The following is a 12,743-nucleotide window of genomic DNA, read 5'->3' on the forward strand; positions in this document are numbered from 1 at the left end:
AGAGTCAAGGGAAACCGTGACCACCGTCGATACTCGTGACCTTGCTACGCGCGCCGCCAAGGGCGGCGCGTTGATTCTGCTGCGGACGAGTGCACTCTTCGCCGGGCTGGTCGTCGGCTTCCTCATCCTCGGGTGGGTCGCAACGATGCTGCTCACCCCGGCGACGACGGGGTTCGCCAACAGCGTCGGGTACGGCTTCCAGGTCCCCCCGGCGGTCCAGCTCGCCGGGCTCGACCAGACGTCCACGGTGTACGCCGCCGACGGCAGCATCATCGCCGTGCTCCACGACGAGGTCGACCGGACCATCGTCGACCTCGACTCCGTCCCACCCCACGTCCAGAACGCCGTCCTGGCGGCCGAGGACCGGCGCTTCTACCAGCACGAGGGCTACGACGTCGAGGGCCTGGGCCGCGCCCTCTTCCAGAACGTCCGCAGTGGTGACATCAACCAGGGTGGGTCGACGATCACCCAACAGCTCGCCAAGAGCGAGGTCGGTGATGAGCTGTCGCTGCAGCGCAAGCTGACCGAGATCGCCTTCGCCCGTGCGCTGGAGGCACAGCTGACCAAGGAGGAGATCCTCGAGCGGTACCTCAACCAGGTCTACTTCGGCAGCGGCGCCTACGGCATCGCTGCGGCCGCGGAGGAGTTCTTCCGGGTGGACGTGGCGGACCTCACGCCATCGCAGGCCGCAACCCTGGCCGGCCAGATCCGCTCACCCGGTGCAACGAACCCTCGCAGCTTCCCCGACATCGCCCTCCGTCGTCGTGACGAGATCCTGGTCGCGATGGTCGAGGAGGGGTGGCTCGAGGAGGGCCGTCTGGCCGCCGAGTTGGACACCCCCCTGGAGATCGCGCCGCAGATCATCGAGCAGCCCTCCGACCCCTACATCGCGGAGGCCGTCAAGCAGGAGTTCTACACCCTCGAGGCGTTCGGCGACAACCGGCTCGAGCGCAACGACGCGCTGCTCAACGGCGGCCTCGAGATCGAGACGTCCTTCGACCCCCGCCTGCAGGCCATCGCCCGCGACGCCGTCCTGCGCTACATGCCCGAGCAGAGCCCGACCGCAGCGCTCAGCTCCGTGGATCCCCGGACCGGTCAGATCCGTGCCATCTTCGGCGGCACCGACTTCGAGCAGGAGCAGTTCAACTTCGCCACGCAGGGTCGGCGGCAGCCAGGGTCGGGCTGGAAGCCGTTCGTCATGGCGACGGCGCTCGAGATCGGCTTCTCCCCCTCCATGGCACTGCCGGGCACCAGCCCGATGACCTTCCCCACCGGGGACACCTGGGAGACGCGCGGCGTCAAGAACTTCGGCAACGCCAGCTACGGCAACCTGACCATGAGCAGCGCCCTCGTGCGATCGGTCAACACCGCGTTCGCCCAACTGATGCTGATCGTCGGTCCGGAGAACGTGGTGTCGTTGACCGAGGAGCTCGGCGTCAACGTCGAAGCCGCACTTCGCAACCCCGACACCGGCGAGATGATCATCAATCCTTCCATCGCCCTGGGGGGCCTGAGCGTGGGCGTCACGACCTTGGAGATGGCCGGGGCGTACGGCGCGTTCGCCAACGCTGGCGCCTTCATCCGGCCGACCCTGATCGACCGCGTGACCGACCAGCAGGGCAACGTGTTGTACGAGCGGGACCTCACCCCTCAGCAGGTCCACGACCCCGTGGTCAATCAGATCATGGTCGACACCATGCAAGGTGTGGTCTCCGGCGGGACGGCCACGCGGGCCAGCATCGCCAACCTTGGCTGGCGCGCAGCCGGCAAGACCGGCACCTCGCAGTCCAACGCCGACGCCTGGTTCACCGGGTACACGCCGGTCCTGTCGACCTCGGTGTGGGTCGGCCGGCCCGAGGGTCAGATCGCCATGAGTGGGGTCTCCAGCGGCCGGCAGCCGGCCCAGATCTGGCACGACTTCATGGAGCAGGCCCTGGCCGGGGTCGAGCCGATCCCGTTCCCCACAGAGCCACCCGGCGGGTTCGAGCAGGCCGAGGCCGAAGAGGGGGAGGTCGAGGTCCCCGACGTTCGTCAGCTGCAGGAGTTCGACGCGCTGCGGGAGCTGGCCGACATCGGCTTGTCCGCCTCCACCACTGAGGTGGACAGCGCGCGGCCGGCGGGCAGTGTGGTGTGGCAGCAGCCTCGTGGCGGGACCGTGGTGAACACCGGGGAGCAGGTCGTCCTCGGGATCTCCACCGGGCGGGCACCCCCGACCCCCGTCCCCGTCGCGGCAACCGAGGAGCCCACGGAGGAGCCGGAGGAGACCGAGGTCCCCGAACCGGTCGTCACGCCTCCCCCGGAGGCACCACCGGTCGACGCGGCACCACCACCTCCGCCGCCAGCGGACCCTGCACCACCACCGAACAACAACCCGCCACCGGGTGAGCAGGCGCCGGGCAACCCCGAGCCACCTCCGCCGGAGGAGCCGGCTCCGCTCCCACCGGAGCCCGAACCGCAGCCGGAGCCCGAGCCGCAGCCGGAGCCCGAACCGGCGCCTCCGCCCGAGGCCCCACCGGCCGCGCCACCTCCCGAGGCTCCGGCACCCGAGCCGCCACCGCCTGATCCGGCCGGGGCGGGCCGTGACGGTGCTGCCGGCGGCGGGGCTTGAGCCGCGCAAAGCCGGCTGCTGATCGGCGGATCCTGATGGTCGTGCCGACGCTCAACGAGGACGCGTCGGTCGAGAAGGTGCTCAGCGGGGTGCTGGACACCGGGGCCGATGTCCTGGTTGTGGATGATGGCTCGCAGGACCAGACCGTGCCGATCGTGGAGCGTGTGGCTGCCAGTCGGCCGGGGGTCCACCTGATGCAGCGGGGGCGGAAGCTGGGTCTGGGCTCGGCCTACCGCGACGGGTTCCGGTGGGGGATGCGGCGTGGCTACGACGTGTTCGGGGAGATGGACGCCGACCTGTCCCACGACCCTGGCAGTCTGCCCGATCTGATCGCGGGGCTCGAGGTCGCGGACCTCGTCATCGGCTCGCGGTACGTGGCCGGCGGGGCAGTTGAGGCCTGGCCGGTCTCACGACGCTGGCTGTCGCAGGGTGGCAACGCCTACGTGCGGCTGTGGACCGGTCTGCCGGTGCGGGACTGCACCGCCGGGTTTCGGCTGTACCACCGCGAGGTCATCCAGGCGATCGACATGGCCTTGGTCCACTCCGAGGGGTACGCCTTCCAGATCGAGATGGGCCTGCGGACCTGGCGGCTGGGGTTCGACATCCTCGAGGTTCCGATCACCTTCACCGAACGGCAGGAGGGCGTGTCGAAGATGAGCAAGGCGATCGTGGCCGAAGCGCTCTGGCGGGTCCCGATGTGGGCCCGCCACCGTGGCGTCCGCCAGCGGCGTCGCTGATCCGGGGGCCGCTCTACTCCCGGTACACGGTCGCTGATCCGGGGCCCGCTCTACTTTCGGTACACGGTCTCGCCGGCCCACTCTCGGTACACGATCTCATCGGCCCACTTTCGGTACACGATCTCGCCGGCCCACTCTCGGTACACGATCTCATCGGCCCCACTTTCGGTACGCAAGTGGCGGCGGCTCACGGCTCGGTGTGCTGAGAGTTCTCCCTGAGCCGCACCCTTCGAACTCTGGGAACACGCTGTGAGACGAGCAGCCGCCTGTCGTGTACCGAAAGTCCTCGTCACCCCTGCCCGTCCGCTAGGTGGGGTGTGGGGTGCGCTACCCCGTCGGAGCCAACGTGTGGAGGTCGGTACGCCGAAGCTCGGACGCAGGGAGTGCCGGACAGACGAGTTCGCCTTTGAGGATCTGCTGTTCCCTCCAACGCCGGACTCCGTGGATGAACTCAGCCAGGCCAGCTGGATCTTGGAGCATGGACTTCGTGACGACGATCACTCGGTACCCAAGGCGCTCGAGTGCGTAGCGTCGGGAGGCGTCCCGATCCGCCGAACCGTCATGGGGGCTTCCGTCGTACTCGATGATCAAGCCCGCGGAGAGGAAGACGAAGTCCACCCGGAGCTTCCCGTGAACGGTGACCTGACAGTCGGGCAGGGGCGGGAACGGCTCGAACACCTCGCGGAACAGTCGTCGTTCGCCCTCGCTCTCCTGGTTGAACGCCCCGGAGGACCAGAAGTCCAGCAGCCGTTTCGCTCCTGCTCCGGGGAGACTTCGCCAGTGCTCCACCGCCTCCTCGAGGCGAAGCACTCGCGCGCTGCGCAACGAGTCGACCGCTGAGCGGACCGCGGGGTCTGACAGTTGGCCGGGCAGCGCCGCGTCCGCCAACGCCCGGGCAGGACTCGCGAGCGGTAGCCCTCGGACTCGCCAGACATCTACGTCGTCCATGCGGACCCTCCGGGGTCGGTACACCTCCGGCGCGGTGCGTGGACTTCGAGAACGGTCCACCAGGACCAGGGGTCTCATCGGAAGGGTGAAGCCGGCCGCGTCGAAGAGTGCCAGAGCGGCCCCGCCGGTGATCGCGACCGCATCCTTGCCCTCAACAGCTCGCTGGGAGAGGTAGCGGACCGGAACGTGGAGGCACTGATCAGGTGGGCGGCGACCCTGAGCCAATCGGTAGATGCCGTGCAGGAGCCGCTCGGTGTCTCCGTCATGGGCCCACGAGGCCGCCACGAGTCGATTGACCCCCACCCGTCTCAGCTGTGCGGCGGAGAGGATGCGGCCGGGATCGGCCTTGAATGCGTCGATGACGTGCTTTGGAATCATGCTGTCAGGGTGCGCGATCGCAGGCGACGTCCGAGGCGCCCTGTGGACAACCTGTGAATAACCGAGCCCACGCGGTCGCCGCAGGCGTTCTGGCGACTTGGCCCCATCTGACTCTCAGTACACGATTCGACCCCACTCGCGCCCTGCCCGTGCACCCAGAGTCACAGATGAGCAGGTCAGAGGGGCCCTCTCGGTACAGGCACCGGTGATGTTGCAGACGTGGTGCACCGAGAGTCGGCAGCACGGCCACGATGTACCGAGAGTCGGCCCTGAAGGCCGCGATGTACTCAGAGTCGGCCACGGCGCACCGAAAGTCGGCAGCACGGCCAGTACCCAGAGTTGGCCCCGAAGACCACCGTGTACCGAGAGTCGGGATCAGGGCCCGGAGTGGACCGGCTCAGCCAGGCCGGCTGGGCAGCGGATACGGACGGGGGTAGGCCTCCCCCTCGTTCAAGGCCGCCGCCAAGGGAGCGAGCAGGTCCCACAGCCGGAGCGAGTCCTCCTCCCCCAGCGCAGCCCACGGCCGGGACGCGAGTTGGTCGGTCCGCTGTTCGATCTCCTCGCGTAGTGCCCGCCCGGCGTCGGTCAGACCATCGCCGTCGTGCAGAGCCCGGGCCTGCAGGGCCGCCACGGCGGCACCCCACGCCTCGTCGTCCCAGAAGCGCGACTTCTGCAGGAAGCGCTGTGACACCCGGTCCTGCCACCCCGTATAGAGAACCAGGGCCTCGACGGCCCCGACCCCCTCCCCCACCAGGGCGGCGATGTGCCCGTCGCCGCGGTACTCCCGCAGCATCGTCACCCGTTGGAAGAGGTCCGCGAACGGCGTACCCGGCAACTCGACACCCGCATTGGCGGCCGCCAGCGGTCGGCCTTCGAAGCTGCAGGCGGCCACGGCTCGCCCGGCCAACTCGGTTGCCTCCTCCAGTCCATCCGTCGGTGCGTCCACCCGCTCATACACCGCCTCGATTCCCGCGGCGCGGGCGGTCAGCAGATCATCCGGCGAGGCCACGGACCACGTCGCGGGCAGCGCCTGCTGGAAGAGCAACGGGTTGAAGTTGTAGAAGGTCGCCGCTGCCACCTCCGGTCCCACGGGCCCCATCGGCGCTGCCCGACCGGCGATGTACCCCTGCCCGCGGGGCTCGAGTCCCATCACGGCGTACCGCTCCTGCACCTCCGCCGCGAAGTAGAGGATGGCGTGGACGGGTTCGATGACACCGTGCATGGCACGGGCCAGCTCTGCGGGGGTCACAGTGGCTCCTCAGATGGTGATGACTCGACTCACATCGAGTTGATCAGCTTGGCGACCCGCTCGTCGGAGGACTGGAACGGGTCCTTGCAGAGCACCGTCCGCTGCGCCTGGTCGTTCAGCTTCAGGTGCACCCAGTCCACGGTGAAGTCCCGCCGTTTTGCCTTGGCCTGCCGGATGAAGTCACCCCGGAGCTTCGCACGCGTGGTCTGTGGCGGCATGGACATCGCGGTGGAGATCTCGTGATCGTCCGTGACCCGGTCCACCTTGTTGTTCCGCTGGAGGACGTAGTACAGGCCCCTGCTGGTGTTCACGTCATGGAACTGCAGGTCGAGCATTGCGATCTTGGGATCCGACAGCTCCAACCCACGCTTGGTGCGGTAGTCCTGGATCAGCTGGTACTTGGTGACCCAGTCGACCTCTCTGGACAGCTTGAGCGGGTCGTCGGACAGCGTGTCCAGGATCCGACCCCACTCGGCCAGGACGTGGTCGGTCTCGGGATCCGACCCGGTGGACTGCACGAATTGGCTGACCCGCGCGTGGTACTCCCGCTGGATCTGCAGCGCCGACATCTCGCGCCCGCCCGCGAGCTTCACGCGGCGGCGACAGGTCATGTCGTGGGAGATCTCACGGATGGCCCGGATGGGGTTGTCGAGCGATAGGTCGCGCATCACCGCCCCCGACTCGATCATCCGCAGCACCAGGTCACAGGTCGCGACCTTCAACCAGGTGGTGTACTCCCCCATGTTGGAGTCGCCGACGATCACGTGGAGGCGGCGGAACCGCTCGGCGTCGGCGTGTGGCTCGTCGCGGGAGTTGATGATTGGGCGCGACCGCGTCGTGGCGGAGGACAACCCCTCCCAGATGTGCTCCGCGCGCTGGGAGATCGAGTAGACCGCGCCGCGGGGCGTCTGCAGGACCTTGCCGGCCCCGGCGAAGATCTGGCGGCTGACCAGGAACGGAATCAGCGTGTCGGCGAGCTTCTGGAACTCGCCGAAGCGGGCGACGAGGTAGTTCTCATGGCTGCCGTAGGAGTTCCCCGCGGAGTCGGTGTTGTTCTTGAAGAGGTAGATGGTTCCGGCGATCCCCTCCTCGTGCAGCCGCTCCTCCGCCTGGGCGACGAGCCCCTCGAGGATCCGCTCGCCGGCCTTGTCGTGGGCGACAACGGAGCGGACGGTGTCGCACTCGGCCGTTGCGTACTCGGGGTGGGATCCGACATCGAGGTACAGGCGTGCACCGTTCTCGAGGAAGACGTTCGAGCTTCGACCCCATGAGACGACGCGGCGGAAGAGGTACCGGGCGACCTCGTCGGGTGAGAGCCGCCGCTGTCCGCGGAACGTGCAGGTGACGCCGTACTCGCACTCGATGCCGAAGATCCGACGGTGCATGAGGGGAGAGGTCCTGACGTCGCTGCGGGTGGTGAGGAGATCCTACTGGCTGGGTGTCGGACTTGGCGTCGGCGTGGGCGTCGCCTCGGGGAGGATGAAGAAGGTGTCGAGCACCGTCTGCAAGGCGGCGTCGTCGCGAGGCTCGAGGCCTTGGAACTGCACCAGGAGGATGGTGTCCTGCTCCGGTGGTTCTGCGGCCACGATCACGTAATCAGCATCGGTGGCGCCGCAGTTGATGTAGTCATCACGGAATCCGGTGTAGGCCTGGTCCTCGTACGGGGTCCGACCGGTGTACTCGCACTGGTTGGAGAAGTCGAGAGCGTCCAGGACCGCATTCGGGTCGAGGTTCGCTCGAAGTTGCTCGCTGACACCGAAGATGACGCCGGGCTCGGCCCAGGTGGTCCGGAACCGCTCCAGGTCGGTTGACGCCTCGATCTGCTGCCCGACCGGCTCGTCGTTGATGATCCAGGGACCGCCGTTCACGTCGGACCATGGCCGCGGCACGTCGACGGTGATGGCATCGGTGTCGTCGCGCAGCCGTTCGAACGCGGCGTACTCGGGGGCTGGCTCCGCGGTGGGCTCCTCGGTGACGGGGTCCGGATCACGGGTCTCTGCCGGCATCAGCGGCGCGGCCGGTGTCGTCTGGGTTGCCGGCGGGGTCGTGACCTCGGGCGCCGTGGTGACCTCGGGAGGGGTCGGATCACCCGCTACCACCGGGGTCGGATCATCATCGGGTTCGTCGTCCCCGCCAGCGAGGAAGAAGAGGCCCCCGATGATCACGATCGCGACCGCTCCGACGCCCGCCAGGATCTTGGGGAGCGCGGAGGACTGGGCCGGTGGGGGTGGCTGGGCGGTTCGATTGCCGAAGGCGCCTTGTTGCGGGACGTAGCCCGCCGGTCCCGACGCGTACTGCGGCTGGTGCTGGCGTGGTTGGACGGCCGCTGGCTGGTGGGGCCCAGGGCCCTGGGCGCCAGGCGAGGTTGGCGTGCCGGGGCCCGGTGGGCGGGTGCCGGCGCCGGCCGCGGACCAGCCGGGCGGCGGCGCTTGATCGGCCGGTGGCGGCGAGGGTTGCGGTGGCGCGTGTTGCGGTGGCTGGCCCTTCGGTCCGATGTCGGTGGTGCCACGCTGATCGGCGCCGGCTCGCAGCGCGCTGATGCCCTCGATCGAGCGGGCGATGTCATCGGAGTGGATGGTCCGGGTCGACTCGCGAACCGCTGCGGCTTCGTCCTCTCGGACGGGCAACGGCGTCACCGGGTGTCCCATCCGCGTCTGCGCGTCACGGATGGCGTGCCCCATCTGGGCTGCCGAGCCGAAGCGCTGATCTTGCCGCTTGGCCATGGCTCGTTCAACCAGGGCGGCCACGTCGTCGGGGATGCCCTTGGCCCGCAGGTCGGGAACCGGGTCGTCCTTGATCCGGCTGAGCGCCGGCACGATCGACTGGTCCGTCGAGTGGACGAACGCCGCCTCGCCGATCAACAGCTTGTACATCGTGGACCCGAGTGCGTACAGGTCGGTGGCCGCGTCCGGGGGCTTGGCCTCCAGCAACTCAGGCGCCACGTGTTCGATCGAGGCGGTGAGGCTGGAGGTCTGGGTCTCAGGCCCGCCCTTGAGGCGGGCGATGCCGAAGTCACCCAGCTTGGGCTCGCCGTACCCGCTGACCAGGATGTTCTCGGGCTTCAGGTCCCGATGGAGGATGCCGGCTTGGTGCGCCGTCTCGAGTGCCCCGCAGACCTTGACCATCATGGTCAACACCTCGGCCGGGGGGATCGCCCCCGTCTTCTCCAGCCGGTCGCCCAAGGAGCCGCGCTCCATGAAGTCCATCAGGATGTAGGGCTTGCCCTGCTCGGTGAAGCCCGAGTCGTACACCGTGACGATGTTGGGGTGTCCCGAGAGCATCCCCATCGCCTGGATCTCCCGCTCGAAGCGGATGCGGACCTTGCGGTCCTTCACGGTGTTGGTGACGACCTTGACGGCCACGTCGCGGCGCAGTGACTCCTGCCGGGCCTTGTAGACCGTGCCGAACCCGCCTTCACCGACGACGACCGCGTCGGTGAGGTCGTCTATGCCCAGCTCTACAACGTCGTCACTCATGGCTGCTCACCCAGCCTACCGAGGTCACTCTGCGTCGAGGAGCTCCGCAACGCCGCGCTCATCCAATCGAAAGAACTTCCGCCGTCCCAGCGACCGGTCAAGACCCGCCACCTCCAGCCGGTCGGCGTCCATCGTCCGCTCCTCGACCTGCTCCAGAGCGGCCACCGTGGTGCGGAGCGCCGCAGCCCGGTCCATGTCGGGCTGGTAGGTCTGGCCCAGCGCCTCGTTGATCGCCTCGGCGCGGCCACCGATGGCGACGAAGCTGTCCTCGTCGGTGATCGAGCCGTCGAACAGGATGTGGTACAGCTCGACGTGCTCGGCGGCGACCTCGGCGACGACCAGCTCCACCTCCAGCGGCTTGGGTGAGTCGGTGAACGTCGCCCCCATGGCGTTGGCGTAGGCGTTGGCCAGCGCCCGACCGGTCACGTCTTGCCGGGAGTACTGGTAGCCCTTCACGTCTGCCAGCCGGATGCCGGCGACGCGCAGCTGCTCAAACTCGTTGTACTTACCGACGGCGGCGAAGGCGATGCAGTCGTAGATCTCGCTGACCTTGTGCAGCGTGGCGGAGGGGTTCTCGGCGACGAACAGGACCCCACTGGCGGTGGTCAGCGCCACGACGGACCGGCCGCGACTGATGCCCTTGCGGGCGAAGTCGGCCTTGTCCTTCATCGCCTGCTCGGGCGAGACGTAGGGCATCATCGGCATGTCGTGGGTCCTTGCGGGTTGGTGGTCGCGGGTGAGTCAAGCACTCAGGCGGGCGCGTCGGGGCGGGGGTTGCGGTCGGCGATGGCGGACCCGGCCGACAACCGGTCGCCCCGGGCGTCGGCCACCTGACGGGCGCGCTCGGCCACCTCGTCCTCCTCACGCTCGGCGTATCCGTCGGCGTCGATCTGGGCGACGATCGGGTAGAGGCCGCGAACGGTGTCGGGTCCACCGGTGGCGGAGTCCTCGTCGGCCGCATCCCACAGGGCCGATATGGTCAGGTCGACGGCCTCATCGGCGCCCATGCCGCGTTCCCAACGGGCCTTCAACGATGCGCGGGCGTGCAGTCCTCCCGAGCCGGTCGCCGAGAACCGGCGCTCCTCATACCGGCCGCCGGCCACGTCGAAGTCGAAGATCCGGCCCACCTCGGAGCGGCGGTCGTAGCCCGCGAAAAGCGGGACGATGACCAGACCCTGCATGGCCATCGGGAGGTTGCCGCGGACCATGCTCGCCAGCTTGTTGGCCTTGCCCTCCAGTGACAGCTCGCTGCCCTCGACCTTCTCATAGTGCTCGAGCTCCGTGGCGAACACCTTGGCCAGTTCGATCGCCGGGCCGGCTGAGCCGGAGATCCCGACCGCCGACACGCGGTCGGTCTGGAAGATCTTGCGCATGTCCCGCTTGGAGATCAGGTTGCCGGCGGTCGCCCGACGGTCACCGGCGATCACCACACCACCCTCGTAGACCGCGGCGACGATCGTCGTGCCCTCGACGTGCGGGAGGTGACCAGCCGGCTCACCGGGCCAGTCGAGTGGGGAGATCCGGCGGATCAGGTCGCTGAAGGATGAGCCGGAGTAGTCGAACGGATCGGTGCGGGCCAGCCGGTCGGTCATAGATGCCGAACGCTACCGCCGGGTTGAACTACTCGCCGCCCTTCTGGACGTAGTTCTTGACGAACTCCTCGGCGTTCTCCTCGAGCACACCATCGATCTCATCGAGCAGGTCATCGACGTCGGAGGTGTCGACTTCGGGGCTCTCGCTGTCGACCGTGGCGTCCTGCTCCTCGGTCTGCTTGCCCTTCTGCTTGCGGACCTGACCGCCGTCGCTCATGGGGTCTCCTCTGCGTCGTCGTCTGCTACACGACCAGTCTAGCCGCGGAGCCGGTCCAGGAGGTCTCTTGCCGTGTCGGCGTTGTCGATCAGTTCACCCACCATGGCCTCGGTCCCACGGGTCGGGTCCATCATGGGGACGCGCTGGAGGGTCTCCCCGCCGACGTCGAAGATCATCGAGTCCCAGCCTGCGGCAGTCACGTTGTCGCGGTACTTCTCGAGGCAGCGACCGCGGAAGTAGGCGCGGGTATCGCGGGGTGGGTTGGCGATCGCGTGCTGGACGTCGTCCTCGCTGACCATGGTCTCGACCCGGCCGGTGGCGACGAGGCGGTTGTACAGGCCCTTGTCGCGCCGGACATCGGAGTACTGGATGTCGATCAGCTTGAGCTTCTGGTCGTCCCAGTTCAGGCCGTCCCGCTCGACGTAGCGCTGCATGATCCGGTACTTCGTGACCCAGTCGACCACGCCGTCCAGGCTCATGGGGTCGTCCTCGATGGCGGTGATGAGGCGGTCCCAGACCGACAGGACCTCATTCGCCCAGTCGGGGGCGTCGTGGCTCGCGACCCACTTCTGGGCCCACTCGAGGTAATGCCACTGCAGTTCCATGGGTCGGACCTTGCGGCCGTCGACCAGACTGACCGTCTTGCGGCACGTGAGGTCGTGGGAGACGGCGTGCAGCGTCGTGACCGGACTCGAGATGGCCGGGGCGGCGGGGAGGAACCCGTCCTCGATCATCCCGAGGACCAGCGCGGTCTGACCAACCTTGAGGAAGGTGCAGATCTCGCTCATGTTGGCGTCGCCGATGATCACGTGGAGGCGGCGGAAGCGGTCGGGGTCGGCGTGCGGCTCGTCGCGGGTGTTGATGATTGGCCGCTTGAGGGTCGTCTCCAGCCCGACCTCCACTTCGAAGAAGTCGGCACGCTGGGTGACCTGGTAGTCGACCTCCGCGCCGGGGAACTCGGTGCCGACACGGCCCGCCCCCACGAGGGCCTGGCGGGTGATGAACAGCGGGGTGAGCTGCCGGACGATCTCGCCGAACGGCGTCTCCCGGGCGACGATGTAGTTCTCGTGCATCCCGTAGGCGGCACCCTTGCCATCGGTGTTGTTCTTGGTGATCAGGATCCGGCCGGGGTTGGCGTGGTCGTGGCCGGGGATGAGCGGGGCGGCCTTCTCGGCGGCGATCTCGAGGACCCGCTCACCGGCTTTGTCCCAGATGACGGCATCCCGCGGGTTGGTGACCTCGGGGGAGGAGTACTCCGGGTGGGCGTGGTCGACGTAGAACCGGGCGCCGTTGGTTAGGATCGAGTTGGCCAGCCCGATGTCGTCGTCGAGGGCTGGATCGTGGGCGTCCTGCTGGGTGTAGCCGCGGGCGTCCTGGAGGGGGTCTTCGTCCTCGTAGTCCCACTTGGCCCGGCTGCGGCCGTCGGCGTTGTAGGCGTTGACGACCAGTGATGAGGCCAGCACCGGGTTGAACTCGGGCCGCCCGATGACGGAGATGCCGAACTCGGTCTCGATGCCGATGGTTGGGGGGAGGGCCAT

At 68.3% G+C, this 12,743-nt stretch carries 10 protein-coding genes; 2 read left to right on the plus strand and 8 right to left on the minus strand.

Annotation, left to right across the window (positions count from 1 at the left end):
- Positions 1–16: 16 nt before the first annotated feature.
- Positions 17–2,608: a penicillin-binding protein gene (locus tag C1746_RS15630; protein WP_162867815.1), complete on the plus strand. Its 2,592-nt coding sequence runs from the start codon at positions 17–19 to the stop codon at positions 2,606–2,608.
- Entirely contained in the window at positions 2,605–3,345 is a 741-nt protein-coding gene (locus tag C1746_RS15635) for a polyprenol monophosphomannose synthase (protein WP_205711886.1), read from the plus strand. The genes C1746_RS15630 and C1746_RS15635 overlap by 4 nt, the downstream gene beginning before the upstream one ends.
- Before the next feature lie 327 nt (positions 3,346–3,672).
- Here C1746_RS15635 and C1746_RS15640 read toward each other — a convergent pair whose 3' ends face one another.
- The 8 genes from C1746_RS15640 to dop form a co-directional block, all read right to left on the minus strand.
- Positions 3,673–4,671, minus strand: a complete 999-nt coding sequence (locus C1746_RS15640) for a DUF559 domain-containing protein (RefSeq protein WP_116715444.1) — start codon at positions 4,669–4,671, stop codon at positions 3,673–3,675.
- Positions 4,672–5,068: 397 nt separating this feature from the next.
- Positions 5,069–5,920 (minus strand): SCO6745 family protein, encoded by an 852-nt coding sequence (locus C1746_RS15645; RefSeq protein WP_116715445.1) that lies wholly within the window; start codon positions 5,918–5,920, stop codon positions 5,069–5,071.
- 29 nt (positions 5,921–5,949) lie between these two features.
- A complete protein-coding gene (gene pafA, locus C1746_RS15650; protein ID WP_116715446.1) occupies positions 5,950–7,305 on the minus strand; it encodes a Pup--protein ligase in 1,356 nt (451 codons plus the stop codon).
- 42 nt (positions 7,306–7,347) lie between these two features.
- A complete protein-coding gene (locus C1746_RS15655; RefSeq protein WP_116715447.1) occupies positions 7,348–9,396 on the minus strand; it encodes a serine/threonine-protein kinase in 2,049 nt (682 codons plus the stop codon).
- A gap of 24 nt (positions 9,397–9,420) precedes the next feature.
- Positions 9,421–10,101, minus strand: a complete 681-nt coding sequence (prcA, locus tag C1746_RS15660; RefSeq protein WP_116715448.1) for a proteasome subunit alpha — start codon at positions 10,099–10,101, stop codon at positions 9,421–9,423.
- 44 nt (positions 10,102–10,145) lie between these two features.
- Entirely contained in the window at positions 10,146–10,988 is an 843-nt protein-coding gene (prcB, locus tag C1746_RS15665) for a proteasome subunit beta (RefSeq protein ID WP_116715449.1), read from the minus strand.
- A 28-nt stretch (positions 10,989–11,016) separates the two neighbouring features.
- Complete coding sequence (locus C1746_RS15670) at positions 11,017–11,205, minus strand: ubiquitin-like protein Pup (RefSeq protein ID WP_116715450.1); 189 nt, start codon at positions 11,203–11,205, stop codon at positions 11,017–11,019.
- Between the two features lie 38 nt (positions 11,206–11,243).
- Positions 11,244–12,743: a depupylase/deamidase Dop gene (gene dop, locus C1746_RS15675; RefSeq protein ID WP_116715451.1), complete on the minus strand. Its 1,500-nt coding sequence runs from the start codon at positions 12,741–12,743 to the stop codon at positions 11,244–11,246.

Origin of the sequence: Euzebya tangerina (assembly GCF_003074135.1) — a bacterium.
Taxonomy (GTDB): domain Bacteria; phylum Actinomycetota; class Nitriliruptoria; order Euzebyales; family Euzebyaceae; genus Euzebya; species Euzebya tangerina.

Excerpts from the sequence above, each read along its gene's own strand:
- pafA (WP_116715446.1), bottom strand. The coding sequence starts at position 7,305 with ATGCACCGTCGGATCTTCGGCATCGAGTGCGAGTACGGCGTCACCTGC.
- prcA (WP_116715448.1), bottom strand. The coding sequence starts at position 10,101 with ATGCCGATGATGCCCTACGTCTCGCCCGAGCAGGCGATGAAGGACAAG.
- C1746_RS15670 (WP_116715450.1), bottom strand. The coding sequence starts at position 11,205 with ATGAGCGACGGCGGTCAGGTCCGCAAGCAGAAGGGCAAGCAGACCGAG.
- C1746_RS15655 (WP_116715447.1), bottom strand. The coding sequence starts at position 9,396 with ATGAGTGACGACGTTGTAGAGCTGGGCATAGACGACCTCACCGACGCG.
- prcB (WP_116715449.1), bottom strand. The coding sequence starts at position 10,988 with ATGACCGACCGGCTGGCCCGCACCGATCCGTTCGACTACTCCGGCTCA.
- C1746_RS15640 (WP_116715444.1), bottom strand. The coding sequence starts at position 4,671 with ATGATTCCAAAGCACGTCATCGACGCATTCAAGGCCGATCCCGGCCGC.
- dop (WP_116715451.1), bottom strand. The coding sequence starts at position 12,743 with ATGGCCCTCCCCCCAACCATCGGCATCGAGACCGAGTTCGGCATCTCC.